Annotated in this window: 22 protein-coding genes; 14 read left to right on the top strand and 8 right to left on the bottom strand. The window is 62.6% G+C overall.

Translation table 11 applies throughout. From position 1 onward, the window contains the following. Positions 1-141 precede the first annotated feature (141 nt). Positions 142-390 (top strand): hypothetical protein, encoded by a 249-nt coding sequence (locus AC1Q80_RS14090; RefSeq protein ID WP_492360772.1) that lies wholly within the window; start codon positions 142-144, stop codon positions 388-390. 77 nt (positions 391-467) lie between these two features. On the opposite strand, the gene AC1Q80_RS14085 is transcribed toward AC1Q80_RS14090, so the two are convergent. The 3 genes from AC1Q80_RS14085 to AC1Q80_RS14075 form a co-directional block, all read right to left on the bottom strand. Then, a complete protein-coding gene (locus tag AC1Q80_RS14085) occupies positions 468-1571 on the bottom strand; it encodes a M24 family metallopeptidase (RefSeq protein ID WP_492360771.1) in 1104 nt (367 codons plus the stop codon). 174 nt (positions 1572-1745) lie between these two features. Beyond that, positions 1746-2432, bottom strand: a complete 687-nt coding sequence (locus AC1Q80_RS14080; protein WP_492360770.1) for a helix-turn-helix domain-containing protein — start codon at positions 2430-2432, stop codon at positions 1746-1748. 194 nt (positions 2433-2626) lie between these two features. Continuing rightward, positions 2627-3319 carry a GntR family transcriptional regulator gene (locus AC1Q80_RS14075; RefSeq protein WP_173423844.1) on the bottom strand — a complete coding sequence of 231 codons (693 nt, stop codon included), beginning with the start codon at positions 3317-3319 and terminating at the stop codon, positions 2627-2629. Between the two features lie 123 nt (positions 3320-3442). On the opposite strand from AC1Q80_RS14075, the gene AC1Q80_RS14070 reads away from it, so the two are divergent. The 3 genes from AC1Q80_RS14070 to AC1Q80_RS14060 all read left to right on the top strand — a co-directional run bounded on the left by AC1Q80_RS14070 (position 3443) and on the right by AC1Q80_RS14060 (position 6764). Next, positions 3443-4810, top strand: a complete 1368-nt coding sequence (locus tag AC1Q80_RS14070; RefSeq protein WP_173423845.1) for a glutamine synthetase family protein — start codon at positions 3443-3445, stop codon at positions 4808-4810. Next, complete coding sequence (locus tag AC1Q80_RS14065; protein WP_209791113.1) at positions 4807-6120, top strand: NAD(P)/FAD-dependent oxidoreductase; 1314 nt, start codon at positions 4807-4809, stop codon at positions 6118-6120. The genes AC1Q80_RS14070 and AC1Q80_RS14065 overlap by 4 nt, the downstream gene beginning before the upstream one ends. Before the next feature lie 224 nt (positions 6121-6344). Next, the gene (locus AC1Q80_RS14060) at positions 6345-6764 is read left to right on the top strand and encodes a response regulator (RefSeq protein ID WP_327795866.1); all 420 of its coding nucleotides are present in this window, start codon (positions 6345-6347) and stop codon (positions 6762-6764) included. An 83-nt stretch (positions 6765-6847) separates the two neighbouring features. On the opposite strand, the gene AC1Q80_RS14055 is transcribed toward AC1Q80_RS14060, so the two are convergent. Then, positions 6848-8686 carry a PAS domain-containing sensor histidine kinase gene (locus tag AC1Q80_RS14055; protein WP_492360769.1) on the bottom strand — a complete coding sequence of 613 codons (1839 nt, stop codon included), beginning with the start codon at positions 8684-8686 and terminating at the stop codon, positions 6848-6850. A gap of 441 nt (positions 8687-9127) precedes the next feature. On the opposite strand from AC1Q80_RS14055, the gene AC1Q80_RS14050 reads away from it, so the two are divergent. Next, positions 9128-10042: a transglutaminase-like domain-containing protein gene (locus AC1Q80_RS14050; RefSeq protein ID WP_173423849.1), complete on the top strand. Its 915-nt coding sequence runs from the start codon at positions 9128-9130 to the stop codon at positions 10040-10042. A gap of 133 nt (positions 10043-10175) precedes the next feature. Continuing rightward, on the top strand, positions 10176-10325 hold the full coding sequence (locus AC1Q80_RS14045) for a hypothetical protein (RefSeq protein ID WP_492360768.1): 150 nt from the start codon (positions 10176-10178) through the stop codon (positions 10323-10325). Positions 10326-10341: 16 nt separating this feature from the next. Here the strand turns inward: AC1Q80_RS14045 and AC1Q80_RS14040 are convergent, their stop codons facing one another. Together AC1Q80_RS14040 and AC1Q80_RS14035 are read right to left on the bottom strand one after the other, a co-directional pair. Further along, complete coding sequence (locus AC1Q80_RS14040) at positions 10342-10734, bottom strand: YybH family protein (protein ID WP_209791111.1); 393 nt, start codon at positions 10732-10734, stop codon at positions 10342-10344. Positions 10735-10762: 28 nt separating this feature from the next. Next, positions 10763-11380, bottom strand: coding sequence for a TetR/AcrR family transcriptional regulator (locus AC1Q80_RS14035; RefSeq protein WP_492360767.1), 618 nt, complete (start codon positions 11378-11380; stop codon positions 10763-10765). A 114-nt stretch (positions 11381-11494) separates the two neighbouring features. Between AC1Q80_RS14035 and AC1Q80_RS14030 the strand changes: the two genes are divergently transcribed. From AC1Q80_RS14030 to AC1Q80_RS14000, 7 genes are all read left to right on the top strand, one after another. Continuing rightward, the gene (locus AC1Q80_RS14030) at positions 11495-12592 is read left to right on the top strand and encodes an ABC transporter substrate-binding protein (protein WP_173423853.1); all 1098 of its coding nucleotides are present in this window, start codon (positions 11495-11497) and stop codon (positions 12590-12592) included. 126 nt (positions 12593-12718) lie between these two features. Further along, positions 12719-13582 carry an ABC transporter permease gene (locus tag AC1Q80_RS14025; protein WP_173423854.1) on the top strand — a complete coding sequence of 288 codons (864 nt, stop codon included), beginning with the start codon at positions 12719-12721 and terminating at the stop codon, positions 13580-13582. Continuing rightward, positions 13582-14373, top strand: coding sequence for an ABC transporter permease (locus AC1Q80_RS14020; protein ID WP_492360766.1), 792 nt, complete (start codon positions 13582-13584; stop codon positions 14371-14373). Before AC1Q80_RS14025 ends, AC1Q80_RS14020 begins: the two co-directional genes overlap by 1 nt. Next, positions 14370-15470 carry an ABC transporter ATP-binding protein gene (locus AC1Q80_RS14015; protein ID WP_492360765.1) on the top strand — a complete coding sequence of 367 codons (1101 nt, stop codon included), beginning with the start codon at positions 14370-14372 and terminating at the stop codon, positions 15468-15470. Before AC1Q80_RS14020 ends, AC1Q80_RS14015 begins: the two co-directional genes overlap by 4 nt. Positions 15471-15474: 4 nt before the next feature. Continuing rightward, positions 15475-16209, top strand: coding sequence for an MBL fold metallo-hydrolase (locus AC1Q80_RS14010; RefSeq protein WP_492360764.1), 735 nt, complete (start codon positions 15475-15477; stop codon positions 16207-16209). Between the two features lie 16 nt (positions 16210-16225). Beyond that, positions 16226-17659, top strand: coding sequence for an aldehyde dehydrogenase family protein (locus AC1Q80_RS14005; RefSeq protein WP_492360763.1), 1434 nt, complete (start codon positions 16226-16228; stop codon positions 17657-17659). A 146-nt stretch (positions 17660-17805) separates the two neighbouring features. Next, a complete protein-coding gene (locus AC1Q80_RS14000) occupies positions 17806-18729 on the top strand; it encodes a DMT family transporter (RefSeq protein ID WP_427858779.1) in 924 nt (307 codons plus the stop codon). Positions 18730-18834: 105 nt separating this feature from the next. On the opposite strand, the gene AC1Q80_RS13995 is transcribed toward AC1Q80_RS14000, so the two are convergent. Continuing rightward, a complete protein-coding gene (locus AC1Q80_RS13995; RefSeq protein WP_492360762.1) occupies positions 18835-20013 on the bottom strand; it encodes an aminotransferase in 1179 nt (392 codons plus the stop codon). A 17-nt stretch (positions 20014-20030) separates the two neighbouring features. After that, positions 20031-21077: a LysR substrate-binding domain-containing protein gene (locus tag AC1Q80_RS13990; RefSeq protein ID WP_173423860.1), complete on the bottom strand. Its 1047-nt coding sequence runs from the start codon at positions 21075-21077 to the stop codon at positions 20031-20033. A gap of 221 nt (positions 21078-21298) precedes the next feature. Here AC1Q80_RS13990 and speB point away from each other — a divergent pair, with 221 nt between their 5' ends. Beyond that, entirely contained in the window at positions 21299-22360 is a 1062-nt protein-coding gene (gene speB / locus AC1Q80_RS13985) for an agmatinase (RefSeq protein WP_209791103.1), read from the top strand. The last annotated feature ends 75 nt before the right edge of the window (positions 22361-22435 follow it).

Raw genomic sequence — 22435 nt, 5'->3', positions numbered from 1 at the left:
GCCTCCCCCTCGGCGCAAAATTGGTCTGACATCTGATCAATATGTCGAAGGTGTCGGAGGCCGTCAAGCAGGAACTTATTAAGCTCGACATCAGTTGACCTCGCCGCCGGCAGGCGTAGACAAGGGGCAAGGAGCTTGAAGATGTTGAAATCGAGATATGTTCTGTTCGCCACGGCAATCATCAGCGCGGCGACGCTCGCCGGCGATGCACAGGCACAGATGCGGACCAGGAAGGGGGAATATTACGAGGGCATCCAGCGCAAGCCCTACGGCCACACTTTCTGGATCTGGCCGCCGGCCGAACAGCGCGAGCTGGTCTATGCGCCGCGTCGCGGCAAGGATGCGGACGGCAGTCAATCGCTAAAGGGGCGCAAACCGCCGACCCGGTAGGTGCTCAGTCCTTCCTTCAGCCAAGGCGGGTTGGAGCGGGTAGAACAGTGGCGCCCGAAGGCGCCACCAATGTCATGTCAGACTTGTGCGACGTGAACGTCGCGCGGCAGCGACGACAGCACTTCCGGTCCGTCCGCGCGCAGGATGACGATATCCTCGAGCCGGATACCGAAGCGGCCGGGCAGGTAGATGCCGGGTTCGATCGAAAACACCATGCCTTCCTCCAGAACCGTTTCCGACGTCGCCGTGATGTAAGGCGGCTCGTGGCCGTCGATGCCCATGCCGTGGCCGGTGCGGTGGACGAAGTATTCGCCATAGCCGGCGTCTGCGATCACCTTGCGGGCCGCATCGTCGACTTCCTTGGCGAGGACGCCGGGACGAGCGGCTTTTAGCGCCGCCTGGACGGCCCGCTCGACGATCGCGTGGATCTGGCCGTAGCCTTCCGGCGCGCGGCCGACAATCGCCATCCGGGTGATGTCGCTCGGGAAGCCCTGCTTGCGGCCGCCGATGTCGATGACGACGGCGTCGCCTTCGGCAATCACCCGCTCGCTGGCGGAGTGGTGCGGGAAAGCACCGTTGCCGCCGGCACCCACAATCCAGAAGGCCGGTGCCGCGCCCTCGGAGGCAAAGTGCGCCCGGATTTCAGCGGCCAGTTCCTTCTCGGTCATGCCCGGACGGATTTTCGAGAAGGCCGCCTGCATGGCGCGGTCGGCGATGCCGGCGTTCATCTTCAGGAGGTCGTATTCGATTCTGTCCTTGCGCATGCGCAGGGCGCCGAGCGTTTCCGGCGTGAAGGCGCGGGCGGTATCAGCGGGCAGATTGTCGAGGAGCAGCAGCGCGAAATCGGCACGCATGGTCTCGTCCAGCACGACGCGGCCAGGTGCAGTAGCGCCGACGTCGGCAAGGGCTGCGGTCAGGGCATCGGCTGGGCCGACATCATCGGCCCAGTTGTGGAAGGCAATGTCGGTGTGCTCGCGCGTGCCTTCGGCATTGAGCGCCGGCATCAGGAATGCCTCCTTCTCGGGGCCGATCAGCAGCAGGCAGGGGCGTTCGTCGGGATGCGGATGATAGCCGATCAGCCAATCCATGTGCGATCCGGGTGCAAGTGCCACCAGCCCGCTGCCGGTGTCGTTCATCTTGGCGCGAAGGGCCGCGAAGCGTGCTTTCGTCAATTCAGTCATGGCGTTTCCAGTTCTGGTTCTGGCAGGGTTGGGTCAGGTGAGGGGCCGCGCGCCGGTCTCGTGTTCGGGCGTCGATCGACGCGCGGCGGTCGCCGGGCTAAGGCGCCCGGACGAAAGGTTGGGGAGCTGAGGAGCGCAGTCGCCGAAGCGCTTGCGCGGCCGGATCGGGCGGGACTATCCGGTGCCCTTGTCCGGGCTTGCGGCGGCACTGCGCCGATCATCGGCGCGTGTTACAGCAAAGGCGCCTTCCGGCGTTTCCACCGACTGCGCGTCGCCGAAGACATCCATGGTGCAGGTGTGCAGGATGACGGTTGGTTCGCCGGTGTGGTTCCAGGTGAGGTGGGTGAGGCCGGAGAGGAAATGTGCGGAATCTCCCGCTTCCAGCACAGTCTCCTCGCCATCGATCTCGATCGTCAGGGCGCCTTGAAGGATGAAGAATATCTCCTCGCCCTCATGGGTCATCGCCTCGCTGCGGTGACCCGGCGGCGTGTGCACCACGGTACTGCGCAGGACGCTGCCCGGAAAGGAAGCGGACAGGCGCTCATAGGAGACATTGCTGTCGACGGAGCCTGCCAGTGCGTAGGCGCGGCGCTGGTCATGGCGGGTAAAGGGCGTTGCGAGTTTGGGGGAATTGAGGAACGTGCCGACCTCGACCTTCAGCACGCGGCAGACCGCAACGAGCGAGGTCAGCGACGGTACGGTGATGCCGCGCTCGATTTGTGAGATGAAACCAACGGAAAAATCCGCCTGATCCGCGACGTCCTTGAGCGTCAGCTTCAACGCCTTGCGACGCTGGCGCAGGCGATCGCCGAGCGGCGGAAGCTCAGATACGGGGCTGTCTGGCCGAGACTGCGAATCCACTGCGAAATCCCCTCTCATCCCACGTCCTCGTTTCGGGGAGGATCTCCTGCGTGGGCGCGCCATCCGTGCCCGGAAATCGCTAGGGATTTCAGGGTGATGCGCTCGTATTTTACGGACTTTGGGGCGGCGTTCACGCCTTGTCAACGAAAATTTTAGCTACACTAAAATTTCATCGATCCAGGCCTGCTTTGCCGTCAGGCTGCAAGCTTCAACAGGCGTGCGATGGCCTGCTGGTCGAAGCCGCCGATGCCTTCGCGAATGTCAGCTGCGATGGCGTCGGCAACGGCGCCCTCGTCGCGGCGGCGCAGGGCGTCGATCGCCTCGCGATGGCGGTCGACGACATAGAGTTCGCTCACATGCTCCATGGCGATGCCGAGGATCGGGCCCAGCTGCAGCCAGACGCTTTCGATCAACGGCATGACAATCTGGTCGGGATTGGCAGTGTAGATCGTCCGGTGGAAAGCCTGGTTGGCGATGAGCGCGGCGGCCTGGTCGCCGCGGCGAATTTCGTCCTCGATGCTGTCGTCGATCGCCGAGATCCGCTCGATCTGTCGTTCTGTGAGATGGGCGACGGCGCGGCGGGCGGCGTGGCTTTCGAGCGCGATACGCAGCGATATCAGCTCCTCGAAACGGGCGGGCGTGATGTGCGGTACGACGATGCGGCGGTTTTCGAGGACCTGCAGCGCGCCGATGGAGGTCAGCTGCCGCAAGGCCTCGCGCACCGGCGTCGGGCTGCTTTCCAGCGCCTCGGCAAGTCCGCGGATCGTCACCGAAGTGCCGGGTCGGAAACTGCCGACCATGATCGCCTGGCGAAGCCTGGCGAAGGCGTAGTCATGGGTGGTCATGCCTTCCGGGCGGTCGAAGAGCGGCAGCGTCGGGGTCTTCAAATCAGCGGGTTCCTTCTGCCACACGGGGAATGGTCGCGGGCTGATAACATCCGTCGAGGTTGACTCCAACTTCTGAATTATGTCAACTTTGCGAAAATGTGATCACAAAATGAGATTTGCGATATGACCCTCGACGCGGAAGACCCGAGCGCCTTCAAGGCCTGGCTGGAGCAGAACGGCCCTATCGAAAGCATCCAGGCCGTGGTCTGCGACCTCAACGGCATCATGCGCGGCAAGCGCGTGCCGGTCGAGCAGGCGGCGAAAGTGCTTGGCGGCGGCATCCGCATGCCGCTGTCGATCGTCGGCGTCGATGTGTGGGGCGAGGACATCATCAACAGCGAGCAGGTGTTTGCGAGCGGTGACCGCGACGGCATCTGCGGCGTCACCGGGCGCGGCGCGCTGCCGGTCAACTGGACCTCGCGGCCGAGCGCGCTCGTTCCGCTCTGGCTCCTGCTTGAGGACGGCAAGCCGTTCCTGGCCGATCCGCGTCAGGCGCTGGCGGCGATCGTGCGCGAATACGAGGAGCTGGGTTTGCGGCCGGTGGTCGCGACCGAAATGGAATTTTATCTGATCGACCCGGAGCCCGACAGCGCGGTGCCGCCGATCTCGCCCTATACTGGCAAGCGGCTCGATTCCGACGCGATCCTGTCGATCGACGAACTCGACGATTTCGGCGAGTTCTTCTCCGACGTCTACAAGGAGTGCGCCCGTCAGAACGTGCCGGCGGATGCGGCGATCGCCGAGAACGGCATCGGCCAGTTCGAGATCAATCTGCTGCACACCGACGACCCCTTGAAGGCGGCGGATGACGCGATTTTCTTCAAGCGCATCGTCAAGGGGGTCGCCCGCAAGCATGGGCTGGCGGCAACCTTCATGGCCAAGCCCTACGGAACGCGCTCGGGCAACGGCATGCACATTCACTTCAGCCTGCTCGATGCCGATGGCAACAACGTCTTCAACGACGGCACCGACGAAGGCTCGGCAGTCCTCAAGAACGCCGTCGCGGGCCTGCTGCGCGGCATGCCGGAAACGACTCTGCTGTTTGCGCCGCATTTCAACTCCTATCGCCGGCTGCGGCCGGATACGCATGCGCCGACGGCGGTGTGCTGGGGCTATGAGAACCGCACCTCGGCGATCCGCATTCCCGGCGGCAATCCGGCAGCGCGCCGCATCGAGCACCGGGTGGCCGGTGCCGACGCCAATCCCTACCTCGTCATCGCCGCGATCCTCGGCGCGGCACTGGTCGGCATCCGCAACAAGTGGAAACCCTCGGCGCCGGTGACGGGCCGGGCCTATGCGGCGGAGAAATTGCCCAAAATTCCCGCTGATTGGGGGCAGGCGGTCGATGCCTTCGAGGCAGGACCGATTGCCGCCGAAATCTTCGATCCCGTGCTTCGCTCGATGCTGATCGCCTGCAAGCGGCAGGAGATCGCCGGTTTTGCCGAGCAGGTCACGGATTATGAATTCAGTGCCTATCTGGAAATCGTATGATGACGAGACACCAAAAATCCTATGCCGGTGACGGCAGCTATCCCACCAGCTACTACGCCGCCTCCCGCAATATCATCCGCACGCCGGTTTCGCTCAAAGGTCGCGTCGAGACGGATGTCTGCGTCGTCGGCGCCGGCTATTCCGGTCTGTCGACGGCCATCCACCTCGCCGAGAAAGGCTACAAGGTCGTCGTCATCGAGGGCGCGCAGGTCGGCTGGGGCGCCTCGGGGCGCAATGGCGGCCAGGTGGTCAACGGTCTCAACGCCAGCCTTGCCACCATCCAGCGCCGCTACGGCGAGGACGCGGCAAGCTTCGTCGGCGGGCTGGTGCAGGAAGGCGGCAAGATTATCCGACGGCTGGTCAGCCAGTATCAGATCGATTGCGACCTGAAGCCCGGCAACATCTATGCAGCCTATACGCCGGCGCACATGAAGGAACTGGAAGCCAAGCAGGCGCTCTGGCGCAAGTATGGCATGGACGACCACCAACTGCTCGACCGCGACGCGCTCAGCAAGCTGGTGAAGTCCGACGCCTACTGCGGCGGCATGCTTGATACGACGGGCGGCCACATGCATCCGCTCAACCTGGTGCTTGGCGAAGCGCGTGCGCTCGAAAGCCTTGGTGGTACGATCTACGAACAGTCGCCGGTCACGCGGGTCGACCATGAGGCGGTGAGGCCGACGGTCTACACCGCGGAAGGCGAAGTGTCTGCGCGCATCGTCGTCCTCTGCGGCAATGCCTATCTCGGCGATGCGGTGCCGAAGCTCGTGTCACGCGTCATGCCGGTCTCGACCCAGATGATCACCACGGCGCCGCTCGGCGAGGAACTTGCCCATTCGCTGATCCCGAGCGACATGTGCGTCGAGGACGTGCGCTACATCCTCGATTATTTCAGGCTGTCGGCCGACAAGCGCATGATCTTCGGCGGCGGTACAGTCTATGGTGGGACCGACCCGGCCGATGTCGTGGCCAAGCTCAAGCCCAATCTGGAGAAGGTCTTCCCGAGGCTTAAAGGCGTGAAGATCGACTATGCCTGGAGCGGCAATTTCGCGCTCTCGTTTACCCGCGTGCCCCAGATGGGCCGTATCGGGACGAACACCTATTTCGCCCACGGCTATAGCGGCCACGGCGTGACCGGATCTCACCTGTTCGGGCGCACGCTCGCCGAGGCGATCGACGGCGACGCGACGCGCTTCGACATGTTCGAGAAGCTGCCCTGGTATCCGTTCCCGGGTGGGCGGATGTTCCGTGCGCAGTATTCGACCATCGGCTCCTGGTGGTATTCGTTCAAGGATGCGGTCGGCTGGTAACGCCGGTTTAGATTATTTTCATTTGCCTGGAACAAAAAGGCGGCAGGGATCGTTTCCTGTCGCCCGAATGCATGTCCGCATCGTTCGGGCTTCCCTTCTTGTGCAGAACGGCATGTCGCGATTGAAAACAGGGGGAACCCTGCTGGACAATGGTGCGTTGTACCGTTGAAGTTTAACAGGCATAAGCCGGAAACCTTGGGAGACGGTTCCGCCAATGTCGTGAAGTGAAGCGTTGGAAAGTTGATATGGCTTGCAGAGTACTGATTGTCGAAGACGAGTTTCTCGTTGCGACCGAAATCGAATACGTGGTCTCGGAACTTGGGCATCGTCCGGTGGGCATCGCTGCCGATCAGGCAACCGCGATCAGCCTTGCTCCGATGGCGGAGGTCGCCCTTGTCGATCTCAACCTGAGGGATGGGCCGACCGGCAAGGACATCGGGCGGATGCTTGCCGCCGAACACGGCATCACCGTCCTCTACATGACAGCCAATCCGGCGCAGCTCGGGGACGGCGTGCCCGGAACCGTCGGCGTCATCAGCAAGCCCGTTGCCGATCATGAGATGAAGCAGGCCGTCAACTATGCCGTCGCGCGCCGCCGCACACTTGACGCGGAGCCACCGGAGCGCCTGACGCTTTTCGCGTGACGCCCGCGGTCCTGAGCGTGCGCCAACTATAGCGACGATCAAAGGCGGCGACTTCGCGCTGCCTTTCACATGGTGTCTCAGTCCTATTGCCCTGAAAGGCGGTTCGTTCGCGTAACTGCCGCGCGCGGCATGGTCACCGTTACGTGAACGCCATCCGGCTCCCAGCGCCTGACGAGCTTGCCGCCGAGCTGGCCCTCGACACTGATTCTCATCAGCCGCGATCCAAAGCCTTCCTGATCGGGTTCGCCGACAGCGCCCGTTCCGCCATGTTCACGCCATTCCAGGATATAGTCGGTTTCATGCTGTCGGCCGCTGATTGCGAGCTTACCCGCATCGCCAGAAAGCGCGCCATACTTTGCCGCGTTCGTCGCCAGTTCGTGCAGCAGTAGTGCCAGCGGCGTGGCGGCGCTGTCGCCAAGCTGGATGTCCTCACCGCTGACGCTGATGCGTTCGTCAGCATTGCCGTAGGGAACCAGCAGTTCCTCGACCAGCCCGAAGATCGACTGTTCTACAGGCACAGGGCGTGACGCCTGGCTGTGCGGGCGCACGAAATCATGCGCCCGGCCCATCGCCTCGATGCGCTTGCGCAATTCCAGGGCAAAGGGCTGGGCATCGGGGTTCGAGCGCGCGGAAAGGCTGATGATGCTGCTGAGCACGGAGAAGATGTTCTTGATGCGGTGGCTGAGCTCGTGGGCCACCACCTCCCGCTCGGCGGCGGCCATTTTGGTGTCGTGAATGTCGGTGCAGGTGCCGTACCAGCGGGTTATCCGTCCGCGATTGTCGCGGATCGCAAGGGCCCTCCCCAGCACCCAGCGGTAGACGCCGCTGTGGTGGCGCAGGCGATACTCGATCTGGTAAGGGTCGCCCGTTTCCAGAGAATGGCGCCAGCTTGCCCAGGCGCGCTCCTGGTCTTCCGCGTGGAACATGCCGTTCCAGCCTTCGCCGTCGGTCGAGTTTTCCGGCACGCCGGTGAATTCGTACCAGCGGGCGTTGTAATAATCGTGATAGCCGTCGGGTCGGGTCGACCAGACCATTTGCGGCATGGCGTTTGCGAGTGTTCGAAAGGCCGCCTCGGATCGGGCGTGCGCCTCGATCGCCTCCTTATGCTCGGTAATATCGACGGCAATGCCGGGGAAGCGGACGCAGATGCCATGCTCGTCGAGCGCCGGCCGGCCTTCGGCAAGCACCCAGCGCACGCCACCTTCCGGCTGAACGATCCGGTATTCCGATGTGAAGCTTTCGCCGGTTTCAATGGCCCGCGTCATCGCCGCTTCAAGGCTCTCGAGATCATCCGGATGGATGGAGGCGAGATAGGCCGATATCGGTGCACCGTCGCGGGCAATGTCCCGTGACACATGGAACAGGTCGGAAAAACGTTCGTCGGCGTAGATCCGGTCTTCCCTGACCCGCCAGTCCCAGATGCCGACGACGCCGGAAGCGCTGAGCGCCAGCGACAGGCGCTCCTGGTTGTCGCGAAGGGCTTTCTCCGCTTTTACCCGCTTCGTCGTTTCTGCGAGGATGGCAAGCACCGCGATTGTGCTGCCATCGTCATCGACAACAGGACTGTAATCCAGATCGAGCCAGACATCTTCGGCAACATCATTGCGATAGAGCGTCAGCGGCGCATCCTCGAAGGATGCGGTTTCGCCGGCAAAGACATCGGCAATGATCTGCCGGTTGAATGCGGCAACCTCCGGCCATGTGATCAAGACCGATTGACCGAAGCAATCGGGGTGACGCTTGCCGGCGATCTCGATATAGGCGTCGTTGTAGATCATCACGCCGTCCCGACCGGCAAGGACAGCCATTGCGACCGGCGACGAGAACATCATTCTCAGGGTCATCGTCAGCGCCGTGGGCCAGTCGTCGACCGCACCGAGCGCTGTTGCGGACCAGTCGAAGGTTTGAAACTGAGCGTACATTTTGCTGGAGCCAAGTTTTCCGGGCGGTCTCGTATCTGCCTTCGGGAACAAAGGGGCGGTCATCGACGGTTCCAAACATTTGATTTGTCGGCATTTCTGCCGCTTTCGCGCCAATATAGGCGAGTTTCGCCAGATGTCATGTGTCCGCGTAGACTTTCCTGCCGGCGACAGTCGTCGAGCCCGGTCTGGTGCACTTCGGTTGGGCGGCACCGGCGAATGCGGTTGTCGCCTGCGGCGTTCGGGCCTAGAATTGGGCTCGGAATGGGCAGGCTCGATCCGGGCTTCTCGTGAGCCTGAGCCATCGATATCTAGACCTTTGTCGAGCCCGCGACCCTTCTTGTTTCAGCGTTTTCTTGTGTGCGTATGCAGCACGGATTTGTCCCGATCTAGAGGGAACAAAGGGGGGCGTGAAACATTCCTGCCGAACGAGGGAGGTTGGAGATGTTCGTACGCTTTGGCTATGAGATCGGCATCCGCTGTCCCCAGCCGACGCCGATGATGACTTACCTTTCCGTGGTTGCCGAAAGGCGACCCGATATCAGGCGCGAGCGCGGCCCCGTGACCTCGCCGATTGTCAAGATGGAGGAGGTTGTCGATCCGCACAAGAACGCCTGCCTGCGCATGATCGCGCCGGAAGGTGATTTCATGCTGACCTATGATGCCGTCATAGAGGACGATGGCCGGCCCGACGCGTCCGATCCACTGGCGCTGGCCGTTCCCGTCGAAAAACTCCCGCCGAACACGCTGCCCTATCTCGCCGCCAGCCGCTATTGCGAGACCGATCGGCTGGGCGCGCTTGCCTGGAGGCTTTTTGGTGATGCGGCGCCAGGTTGGTCGCGCGTGCAGGCAATCTGCGATTATGTGCATGAGCGCCTGGTGTTCAGCTACGGCTATGCCCAGGCGATGCGTAGCGCGCTCGAAGCGCATGAGGATCGCCTCGGCGTCAGCCGCGACTATGCGCATCTCGCCATCGCGCTTTGCCGTTGCATGAACATGCCGGCGCGCTACGTCAACGGCTACATGCCCGACCTCGAAGGCGAGGAGAGGGTTGCGCCGATGGATTTCAATGCCTGGTTCGAGGTGTTTCTCGGTGACCGCTGGTTTACGTTCGACGCCAAGAACAATGTGCGCCGGGCAGGGCGCATCGCCGTTGCCCGTGGCCGCGATGCAGCCGACATCCCGCTGATCCAGACCTTCGGAAAACACGAACTGACCGCGTTCACGGTGTGGACCTGCGTTGAGGCCGACGTCGGTCTTACCCGCTCCCATCGCGAAGCCGATGTGTCGTTGCTGACGCCATGGTTCAGCGAAAGCTGGTCCAGACATGTTCAGGAGCGCGACCGCAATCGGCACTGAAGCGGACGGTCGGCGGATGATTTTTCACTTTCGGGGTGGAATGGAGAAAATAATATCTATAAACTCAATCGAGAATATCGGAGAACATGACTATTGACGGTCCTGTTTCCGACCTGAACGACGGAGAGACGCGATGAACGCTGCGAAACCGACGATCCAGTCCCGATACGCGTTTTACGCGGCGGCCCCACAGCGCCGCTCGCCGATCACACTTTTCCCGCACGCAATCGCCTTCATGGCTGCGTTCTGTTTCATCTCCGCCGTGGTTATCGGCGCTCTCTAGCCGAACGTCTGCACCTCTAGCTGGCGCGCGACAGATGTTCGTGAACCGCAAGCCAAGCGCCGGTTGCATCCCGTTCAAACACGATCGTTTCTCTTTCCTGCGACGTCAGCGCTTCGCCGCCGATTTCAAGTTCGGTCTGAACGCCGTGCGTGAAGACGGCAACGTTGCCGATCACCTGCACATGCCGGTCGCTGGACTGGCAGGCACGAACGCGGAATTTGTCGCGGGTCTCCCACAACGCCCATTCGGCCTCATACTCTGCCCGGCTGCGCAAGGGCCGTTCAAGATTGTGGAAGATGAAGGTCGCGTTCGGCGCGAAGGCTGAGAAATAGGCTTGCGCGTCATGGCGGGCAAAGGCCTCGACGAGCCGATCGGCGGCGTCCAGCACCGTCTTTTCCGTATCCTGCATGGATTTTCTCTTCATTGTCGGGGTTTGATCAAGGCGCTGCGATCAGCGTTGCAAGCGGCCGGTTCTGTCGGGCAACGCGCGCCTTGAGCTCATCAAGCGGCATGGCCTCGTCCTTTGCAAATTCGATGAACATGAGGTTGAGATTGTTGAACAGCATCTCGCCGACGGCGCGAACGTCGGTGCCGGGGACAATAAGCCCTTTGACCTGCAGCTTGTGAATGAGCGTCGAGACCTGATCGCAAAGCCGGCGATCGAGCTCGGTGTAGCGCTTGCTGAAGGGGCTTTCCGGCTGCTGGATCGAGATCGCCATCGCCGTGCGCCACATCTCCTTGGAGAGATAGACGAGCGAGTGATCGTAATACTGATCGATCAGGGCCTGCAGCGCGCCTTCCACGGAGGAGGGCGGATTGTCGACGATGGTGCGCCCGGCGGCGAGCACTTCCTCGACTTCCATCGAGACGGTCGCGACCAGGATGTCGCCCTTGTTTTCATAGTAATTGTAGAAAGTGCCGACCGACACCTCGGCCCGCTCGGCGATGTCCTCGATGCGGGCGCTGTCGTAGCCGACCTCGCGAAACAACAAGGCAGCGGCGTCCAGGATACGTCTGTTCCGGTCGGCTTTCTGCCGTGCGCGCAGCCCTGTCATATGCGTTTTCCTGAATTATGAATGTCCTCAAAATTGAGATTGACTTAAAAAATGAATTCATTCAATCTTTTTTTGAAGACGCCGAAACGAGCGTCAAAACTAGAGGGCAACAGCATGATGCAGTCAGTTCATGACGGCGCGCACCTGCGCCGGTTTTTCTCCTCGGTCGCCGCAGGCGCGATCGTCGCCGCCTCGCTAATCTCGGTTCCGGCACCGGCTTTTGCCACCGAAGAGCTCAATGCGCTCGTCTGGTGCGACCACACGGATCCGGCGCTGGTCGAACCGTTCGAGAAAGCCAACGACGTCAAGGTCAATCTCAAGGTCTATGAGGGAACGGGTGCCGCGCTCTCGATCCTCGATCAATCCCGCCCGGGCGATTGGGACGTGCTCGTCATCGACGGCGTCGACGTCCACCGTGCCATCGATCTCGACCTGCTTGCAGAAATGCCGGCCGACGCGCTGCCGACGGCAGACATCTTCCCCGAGGTGCGGATGGAAGCCAACAACACCAAGGACGGCAAGACCTACGCCGTCACGGAAAAGTTTGGCTACAACACCGTCTCCTACGACAAGTCCAAGGTCGATCCGAAGGACATGCAGGATCTTTCGGTTGTCTTCTCCGACAAGTACAAGGGCCGCATCGCCCTCTATGACTACTACCTGCCGATGATCGGCCTTGCCGGGCTTGGCCTTGGCAAGAAGACCGCTGAGCTTTCCGAGGCCGACATGCCGGCTCTCAAGGAGAAGCTCGCTGAGATGCGGGCGGCTTCCAAGCAGGTCAGTGATGTCGTGTCTTCGCAGACGGCGCTGGCAACTGGCGAAGTCGATATCCTGGTCGGCGGCGGCGAATGGATCACGGCGGTGCTTTCGGCCGACAAGCCAAACCTCGACTGGACCATCCCGGAGCAGGGTGCTGTGCGCTGGGCGCAGTCGATCGGCGTGATGAAGGATTCCGCCAAGCAGGATCTGGCACTGAAATTCGTGCAGTATATTGTCAGCCCTGAGGGCCAGGCGCGGCTTGCTACATCCTCCTGCTACTGGGCGATGCCGGCAAACAGCAAGGCGGGCGAGCATCTGACCGACCCGCAGAAGGCGGCGCTGCGTTTCAACGAACAGGCCGAATACCTGAAGAAGACGCAGCTCTACCCGATCCCGTCGACCGAACTCGATCAGCAGTTCCAGGATGCCTGGACGGAGATGCTGCAGCAATAACGCCTGATACCTGGCGACCGCACGCGGCGGTCGCCGATCCTTCAGCCCGACTGCCGCCCCACCTTTCCGTGGGACGGTGGACTGCGTCCAACACCTTGTCGGGGCGCGCTCAAATCTGGAGCTTTCATGACTGCGACAACCCTTGAGGATGCCGACCGTCGAAAGGCCTGGGGCTTCGCAGCGCCAGCGCTTTTGTGGACACTCGCCTTCTTCGTCGTCCCCTTCCTGTTCATGGCGGCGATGAGCCTCTGGAAGCGTGAGGGGCGGGAGATCGTCCGCGTCTGGAACCTCGACAACTACGCGCGCTTCTTCTCCGAGAACGCCCTGTTGCAGGGCCTGGTCAATTCGCTTGAGATTACTGTCATCGTCACGGTGCTTTCGGTGCTGCTTGCCTATCCGCTCGCCTGGATCATCGCCGAGCGCGTGCCGAAGCGGTTCCAGCGCATGGCGCTGATCCTGGCAATTCTGCCATTCTGGACCTCCTATGTCGTGAGGTCCTATTCCTGGCTGCTGGTGCTGTCGAAGAACGGGGTTATCAACCAGATGCTGACAGGCCTGGGCCTGATAGCCGAACCGCTGGAGATCGCCAGCACGCGCACGGCAACGGTGATCGGCTTCGTACATTTCTTCGTCATGTTGTTGACGCTCACCATCTATTCCAACCTGATCCAGCTCTCGCCGAACTATCGCCGCGCGGCCGCCGACCTTGGTGCCAACGCATTCCAGACCTTTTGGCATGTAGTACTGCCGCTGACCTTGCCCGGCATCATGACCGGTGCGTTTCTAACCTTCGTGCTGTGCATCGGCGACTACGTGACGCCGCAGATCCTCGGCGGCAACAACGAGCTGGTCCTACCGCAGATCATCATGCTGCAGCTCGGCCGGCGCGCCGATTTCCCGATGGCGGCGGCGCTGTCGATCATTCTCATGCTGGCCGTCACCGTCGCCTATGTCCTATGCGCCCGTTGGCTGAAGATCGAGAGGGCGTGATGCTGCGCAGAGTTTTCGTCAGTGGTGTGTCCTGGACCTACCTTGCCCTCGTCTACGCCTTCATCTTCCTGCCGGTCGCCGTGCTGGTGTTGTTCTCCTTCCAGGACGGACGGCTGCCGGTGCCGCCGTTCAACGGCTTTTCCACGCAGTGGTACGAGGCCGTCTTCGCCGACCGCAAGCTGATGGCAGCGCTCGGCAATTCGATGCTGGTCGCCATCTCCTCGTCGGTCGTCTCCTGCGTGCTCGGCTTTCTCGCCGCCTATTCGCTGGCGCGCTACAAGCTGCCGGGCTCGGCCCTGCAAAGGGGCCTGCTGATCGCGCCGATGACGGTCAGCTATCTCATCATCGCGCTCGGGCTTCTGGCGCTGCTCAATGCGCTGCACATGCCGCTGTCGCTCCTGACCGTCGGCATCGGCCATGTGGTGATCAACCTGCCCCTCTGCTTTGCCATCATTTACGCCTCGATGGGGGATCACCAGATCAACATCGAGCGGGCGGCGCGTGACCTTGGTGCCAGCGATTTCAAGGTGATGACGCTGGTGACCGCGCCGATGCTGATGCCGTCGATCCTGGCCGCCTTCTTCCTGTCGGTAACCTTCAGCTGGGACGAATTCATTATCGCCTTCCTGCTGTCGCGCTTCGACGTGACCTTGCCCGTCGAGATCTGGAGCATGCTGCGCTCCGGCCTCAATCCCAAGACCAATGCCATCGGCTCGCTGGTATTTCTCGCCTCGGTGGCGCTGCTGCTGATCCTCGAGTTTTCCCTGTTCGGAAGGACGAAGAAACAATGACCGCTCCCGTCTCGATCGAAAACGTCAGCAAGACCTTCGGCCACTTCACGGCGCTCGACAAGGTTTCGCTCGATATCCGGGCAGGCGAGTTCATCGTGCTGCTCGGCCCGTCGGGCTGCGGCAAGACCACGCTTCTGTCCATTCTCGGCGGGTTCCTGTCGCCAAGTTCCGGCCGCGTCGTGATCGGCGATCGCGACATGACCTTCGTGACGCCGGCCAAGCGCCCAACGACGACGATGTTTCAGGACTATGCGCTGTTTCCGCATATGCGGCTGGTCGACAATGTCGGCTTCGGGCTCCGGATGCGCGGCCTCGGTAAAGCGGAGCGGGACGAAAAGGCGCTCGGCTTTCTCGATCTCGTCGGTCTCAAGGCGTCCGCCGGCAAGCGGCCGCACGAGCTTTCCGGCGGCCAGCGGCAACGCGTGGCCCTTGCCCGGGCGCTTGCCGTCGATCCCGAGGTGCTGCTGCTCGACGAACCGCTCGGCGCGCTGGACCTGAAGCTTCGCCGCCAGATGCAGGACGAGCTGAAGGCGATCCAGAAGCGGGTCGGCACCACCTTCGTGCATGTCACCCACGACCAGGAGGAGGCGATGGCGATCGCCGACCGGATCGTCGTCATGAACCAGGGCCGGATCGAGGATTTCGGACCGCCGTCGCAGATCTACATGCGACCGCGCTCGCTGTTTTCGGCAGGTTTCATGGGTGAGGTCAATTTCGTCCCCGGCCGGGTCAAGGCCGCCAACGCATCTTCGGCCGAGGTCGAAACTTCGCTCGGCTGCCTGGCGCTTCCGGCCGCCAACTTCACCGCTGCCGTGCCGAAGGCCGGTGACGCGATCACGCTGACCATCCGGCCGGAGCATTTTCGCGGCGAAGATAAATCGGACGATCCGATGTTCGCTTTGGGTGATGCCCGGGTTGCCGGCAGCGCCTTCTTCGGCACCCACTACCGTTGCCACCTCCAGCCTTGTGCCACCGACGGCGATGCGCTGGTGGCACATCTGCCGCAATCCTCCGACGTGCGTGACGGCGAGATTGTCCCCCTTGCCGTGCGGGCTGCCGACGTCGTAGCTTTGCCGGCGGCAAGCGGAACCCTGTAGAAAAATGCGGCGAATTGCTCCGAAAGACTGGTATCAGGTGAAGCGTCTCGATGACGATGTCACCTCTATCAGCGAACCCTTCATCCAGGAGTTCTACCGCTGCAACATTTGGCATGTGCGCGGCCGTGACCGTGACATGCTGGTCGACAGCGGCATGGGGGTGGTCTCCCTGCGCGAATGGGTGCCGCTGGTCACCGAACGCTCCCTGACGGCCGTCGCCAGCCATACGCATTTCGACCATATTGGCTGCCATCACGAGTTCGATTGCCGTTGCGTGCATTCAGGCGAAGCGGATCTCATGGCGCATCCGACACGCAGGAACACGCTGGCCGAGCCCTATGTTGCCGACGAGATCTTCGATGCGCTGCCGCCCGAGCCCTATGCTTCCGCGACCTATGCGGTGAAGGCAGCGCCGGCGACGCGACTGCTCAATGACGGCGATCATATCGATCTTGGCGACCGGGTGTTCGAGGTGATCCACACGCCCGGCCATTCACCCGGTGGCATCGCGCTCTGGGAGGAAAGCACCGGCGTGCTCTTTTCCGGCGACATCCTCTACGACGGGCCGCTGATCGAGGACACCTACCACGCCAATGCCGACGACTATCTGGCGTCGATGGAACGGTTGCTGCGCATTCCGGCGCGTATCGTCCACGGCGGACATTTTCCGAGCTTTTCCGGCGCGCGGTATCGCACGCTCATCAAGGACTGGCTCGCTGAGAAAGAAAAGACAATCTGACGGGAAGGAGGAGCGCATGCTCGACAAGAGGAAGTTTTACATTGATGGCCAATGGGTCGATCCGATCACGCCCAACGATCTGGAGGTGCTGAACCCGGCGACCGAGAAGCCGGTCGCGGTGATCTCGATGGGCACGGCCGCGGATATCGATCGTGCGGTTGCCGCTGCGAAGAAGGCGTTCGCCACCTATAGCCACACGAGCGTGGACGAGCGGCTGGCGCTGCTCGAAAAGCTGCTTTCGATCTATAAGCGCCGCTACGACGAGATGGTCGCGACCATCACCATGGAACTCGGCGCCCCCAAGACGATGACGCGTGAGCAGCAGGCTGATGTCGGCGTCGGCCATCTGCAGGGCTTTATCGACGCCTTGAAGCGGCTGAAGACCCGCGACACGCTTCCGAACGGCGACGTGATCCTGCGCGAGCCGATCGGTGTGTGTGGCCTGATCACGCCCTGGAACTGGCCGATCAACCAGATCGCGCTCAAAGTCGTTCCGGCACTGGCCACGGGTTCTACCTGCGTCTTGAAGCCGAGCGAGTTTACGCCGCTCAACGCCATGCTGTATGCCGAGATGATCGACGAGGCCGGCTTCCCGGCGGGTGTCTTCAACCTCGTCAACGGCGACGGCATCAACGCTGGTGCCGCCCTGTCGAAGCACCGCGACATCGACATGATGTCGTTCACCGGCTCGACCCGCGCCGGCATCGCCGTCAGCAAGGACGCGGCCGAAACGGTCAAGCGCGTGACGCTCGAGCTCGGCGGCAAGTCGCCCAACATCGTCTTCGCCGATGCCGACCTTGAAGACCGTGTCACCGGAAGCGTGCTCGAATGCTTCAACAATTCCGGCCAGTCCTGCGATGCGCCGACGCGCATGCTGGTCGAACGCAGCGTCTACGACAAGGTGGTCGAGATCGCCGGCCGCGTCGGCCGCGAGGCGGCTGTTGGCGATCCGACCAAGGAAGGCAGCCACATCGGACCGCTGGTGAGCGACGTCCAGTTCGGCCGGGTGCAGGCGCTGATCGAGGCGGGCATTGCCGAAGGCGCGCGTCTTGTCGTCGGCGGTGCCGGCAAGCCCTCGGGCTTCGAGACCGGCTATTTCGTCAAGCCGACCATTTTTGCCGACGTCAACAACACCATGCGCATCGCCCGCGAGGAGGTGTTCGGACCGGTGCTGACGATCATTCCCTTCGATACCGAGGAAGAAGCGATCGCGATTGCCAACGACACCAATTACGGCCTCGCCGCCTATGTGCAGACCGGCGATCCGAAACGGGCCGAGCGGGTGGCATCGCGCCTGCGCGCCGGCATGGTTCACATCAATGGCGGGCCGCATCGCTACGGCAGCCCGTTCGGTGGCTACAAGCAGTCCGGCAACGGGCGTGAAGGCGGCATGTTCGGCCTTGAGGATTTCCTCGAGGTGAAGACCGTGCACATTCCGGACGCAGCCTGACGGAACGAAGCATCGCGTCCGTCAGACGCGATAGATAAACCGGCGGCCGCCCCGTTTGCGCAGGGCGGCCGCCATTGTTCTGGTGGGCGATTTATTGCGACTGTCGCCGATGCCGGTCTTCTGTTAGCTGCCTTGTTGAGGGCTCCATGATTGCCCGCCAGCAGAATAGCGACATTGCCGTGATCCCAGCACCCTCCACCGCCTCCTCCCATAACCGCCTTGCCATGGCCGCTCTTTTGATCGGCGGGGCTGCGATCGGCGGCTCGCCGATCTTCGTGCGGCTGTCAGAGGTCGGGCCGATGGCAACGGCTTTCTGGCGTGTCGCACTGGCGCTGATCCCGCTTCTCGCCTGGTCCTGGTTTCGCGGCGCGCCAGCGGGGGACCGGCAGCCCGAGAAGCTCTCGGAATATGCGCTGCTGGTGTTGCCGGGCGTGTTCCTGGCGATCGACCTTGCCGCCTGGCACTATGCGCTGACCAAGACGACAGTCGCCAATGCCACGCTTCTCGCCAACCTTGCCCCTGTGTTCGTCACGCTCGCGAGCTGGCTGTTGTTCCGCGCCCGCATCAGCGCCGTCTTTGCCATCGGGCTCGTGACGGCGGTCGTCGGCGTCATCACCCTCAAGGGCGGACCGATGGCGCTTGGCGACGGCAACCTGCTCGGCGACGGCGTCGCCGTTGTCGCTGCGATGTTCTATGCCGGCTATATCCTGGCAATTGGCCGGTTGCGCAGCCTGTTCAGCACCATCCGCATCATGGTCTGGAGCACGGCCTCGGCCGCCATCTGCATGCTGCCGATCGTGCTTTTGTCCGAACCGACACTGATGCCGCCGACGCTCTTCGGCTGGTCGATGCTGTTCGGCCTCGCCTTCGTCAGCCATGCGGGCGGGCAGGTGGCGATCACCTATGCGCTCGCCTATCTGCCGCCGGCGTTTTCGTCGCTGACGCTGCTGCTGCAGCCGGTGGTCGCAGCCATCCTTGCCTGGATCCTGCTGTCCGAACCGGTCGGGCTGATGCAGGCAATCGGCGGGGCGATCGTGCTCGTCGGCATCCTGATCGCTCGCCGGGGTTAAGCATCTCCAAAAAGTGTGAAGCGGTTTTCCGCGAGGAAATGCGTAAAAACAAAGAGGTCGAGCGTTTCCACGTCGCCGACGACACTGGAAACGCTCTCGTTCGATTCAGAGACCGGGCAGGTTGAAGCCGGCGAGCCGCTCTTCCAGCTGGCGGATCGTGGCCCCATCGGCATTGGCAAAGGCAAAGCGCAGGTAGTTTTCCTGGCCCTCGCCAAAGTAGTCACCTGGCAGGCAGACGACGCCGGCGAGTTTCGCCAGCTTCTCGGCGACGAACTGCGAATCGATGTCGGGGAAGGGGTGGCGGATATAGGCGAAGTAGGCGCCGATCGCCTGCAGCTTCCATTGCGGCAGCCGGCTCATGACATCACGCAGCGCATCGGCGCGCGCGGCGATCTCGACGCGATTGCCCAGGCGCCACTCAGCAAGCGCCGGAATGGCCCTGGCGACTGCTGCCTGCGCCGAGCGCGGGGCGCAGATCTGCAGGTTGTCCATGATCTTGGTGACCTGATCGACGAGTGCAGGCCCGGCGGTTATCGCGCCGAGCCTATGGCCGGGGATGCAGAAGGATTTGGAGAAGCTGTAGAGGCCGATGAAGCTGTCCTGCCACCCTTCCGTCTGCAGCAGACCGTGCGGTGCAGCACCGGCATCGGGCAGGAAGTCGCGATAGGTTTCGTCGAGGATCAACCAGGTGCCGTTGGCGCGGCAGGCCTCGTGAATGCGCGCCAGAAGCTCAGGCGGATAGATCGCACCGGTCGGGTTGTTTGGCGACACCAGCGCGAGCGCCCGGATGCCTGGCCGCAGCGCAGCGGCGATTGCGTCCACCTCCGGCAGGAAACCGTGACCGGCGTCGCAGGGCACCAGCTCGACATTGATGCCGAGCATCGCCAGCGTCGTTTCCTGGTTGAAGTAGTAGGGGTTGGTCATCAGGATCGTGTCGCCGGCCGAGGCAATTGCCATCGCGGTACAGATGAAAGCCTGGTTGCAGCCCGACGTGATGTGGATGTTGTCGGCCGTGATCGCGGCGCCATAGAGGCTTGCCACATGCGCGCCGTAGGCGTCGCGCAGCACCGCTTCGCCCTCGATCGCGCCATAGCCGGTAAAGGCGGTCGATGCGGCAGCTTCGCCGAGCCAGGCCAGCATGTCCGGGTGCGCCGGATAGCCGGGCACCGCCTGCGACAGGTCGATCAGCGGCCCGCGGGAGCCATCATAGCTTTTCGCCCAAGCGAGCACCGAGGGGACGGGCGGCGGCGAGAGCTTTTCGACGAGCGGATTGAAATGCGGCATGGCGGAGTTCCTATGGCTCAGGCTTTGTTCTTGCGTTTCTGGGGGCGTTCCATGCGTCGGCCACGGGCCGGAGCTGAAACCGGCTGAAAGCCGTCCTGCACCGATTTACGATCTGTCGGCTCGGATTTCGAGGCTCGGCTGCGAATAATCGTGCGCGCCGAGGTCTGCAGCTCCGGCATCGGGTCGTTTTCGAGCGCCGAGAACATCCAGTCGATGAAGATGCGCACGATCGGGGCGGCCAGAACCTCGTTACGGCAGGCGACGTAAAAGGCGTCGTTGGCCGGAACTGTCAGGTCGAACGGCGCGATCAGCTCGCCGCGGGCGATCAGGCTGCCGGCGGTGATGGTGTCGCCAAGGGCGACACCCTGATTGTGAAGGGCGGCCTCGGTCGAAAGCCGCGCGTCGCTCATGAAGTGCTGGCGGCCGCGTTGCAGGTCGCTTGCGTCAGCTGCCGCCAGCCAGGTGTTCCATTCGCGCCCGTCGTCGCCGTGCAGCATCACGTGGTCGCGCAGGTCGCGTACGGAGCGCAGTGGCCGCATGTTGAGCAAAGTCGGGCTGACGACCGGGAAGAGGGCGAGCCGGCTCCAGAGCTTCGACCAGCATCCGGGCCAGTTGCCGTCGCCATAGATCAGGCAGACATCGACATCGGACGCATCGAGATAGGCGGCGTCGTTGGAGGCGATCAGCGTCAGGCGCACATCGGGAAACTGCTCGGTGAACAAATGCAGACGCGGGATCAGCCAGAAGGAGAGGAGCGCAGGCACGCAGGTGATGCGCAGCTCGCCGCTGGTGGTCGGGCGCGTCATGGCGGCGGTCGCCGCCGCGATCTCGGCAAAGGCGTGGGTGACGGCCGGTAGCAGCAAAGCGCCCTGCGGCGTCAGCTTCAGTCGCTTGCCGCCGCGCTCGAACAGCGTGGCGTTGATCGACAGTTCCAGCGCGCGGATCTGATGGCTGATGGCGCCGTGCGTGACGTTGAGCTCGCGGGCGGCAGCAGAGACCGAGCCACGGCGCGCCGTCGCCTCGAAGGCACGCAAGGGGTTCAAAGGCGGCAGGCGGCTGGACAAATCTTGGGGTTCCGGCGGGCTTAAACGATGTGAATTTTTCTCACACGAAACGCTATAACAATGTCAATTGATTTTCCAGCGGATTTGTCACCTAATGCTGTTCAACAAGGGCAAAAAGCCTGGGGAACTTGATAGCGCCGGAGAGAACCGGCCCCATCCGCAGATGTTGATCTGTGGCGCCTTCGTGCGCATTTCCCGGCTGACGTGACGGAGGATTGTGGATGGCCTGGGACGATAAGAAGCTTGGCGAACTCAAGGCGAAATACGGCGAGAGCCATGGCGGCGAGCTGTTCGATCCGACTTTCCGCCGCGTCGCCGACAAGATCTTCACCAAGAGCGGCACGCGCCTTGCGCCCTATTCCGGCATCCCGACCTTCCTGACCGCGCCGCACATGGCCATCGATGCCGACGAGCCCGATTTCGGCAATCTGCAGGTCGCGATTGTCGGCATTCCCATGGATCTCGGCGTCACCAACCGTCCGGGCTCGCGTTTCGGACCGCGGGCGCTGCGTTCGATCGAGCGTATCGGCCCCTATAACCACGTGCTCGGCTGCGCACCGGTTCACGAGCTGCGTGTTGCCGATATCGGCGACGTGCCGTTCCAGAGCCGTTACCGGCTGGAGCTCAGCCATGACGACATCGAAAAGCGCATCAACCAGATCGTCGATGCCGGTGTTCTGCCCTTGTCTGTCGGCGGCGACCATTCGATCACCCATCCGATCCTGAAGGCCGTCGGCAAGAAGAAGCCGGTTGGCATGATCCACATCGATGCCCATTGCGACACCGGCGGTGCCTACGACCTGACCAAGTTCCACCACGGCGGCCCGTTCCGCAACGCGGTGCTTGACGGCGTGCTTGATCCGACCCGCGTCGTGCAGATCGGCATTCGCGGCTCGGCCGAATATCTCTGGGAGTTCTCCTACGAGTCCGGCATGACCGTGATCCATGCAGAGGAAGTGACCGGTCTCGGCATTCCCGCCATCATCGAGAAGGCGAAGAAGATCGTCGGCGACGGTCCGACCTATCTCTCCTTCGACATCGACAGCCTCGACCCGAGCTTTGCGCCGGGCACCGGCACGCCGGAAGTCGGCGGCCTTACCACCCGCGAAGTGCTGGAACTGATCCGCGGCTTCAAGGGCATCAACCTTGTCGGCGGCGATGTCGTCGAGGTCGCGCCGCAATATGATGCGACCACCAACACGGCGCATGCCGGCGCTCAGGTTCTGTTCGAAATCCTCAGCCTCATGGTGTTCAGCCCTGCTGTCACAGGCAAATCGGCTTGACACTTTAGAGAAAGATTCGTCGGCTGCCGGACTGGAAGCGGCAGCCGACCAGAAAATGCCCACAATCAACAATGC

This window comes from Ensifer sp. GW823-FHT05D09 (assembly GCF_058795755.1).
Note: the sequence above shows the minus strand (reverse complement) of the source record. Positions and strands in the feature narration are given on the sequence as shown.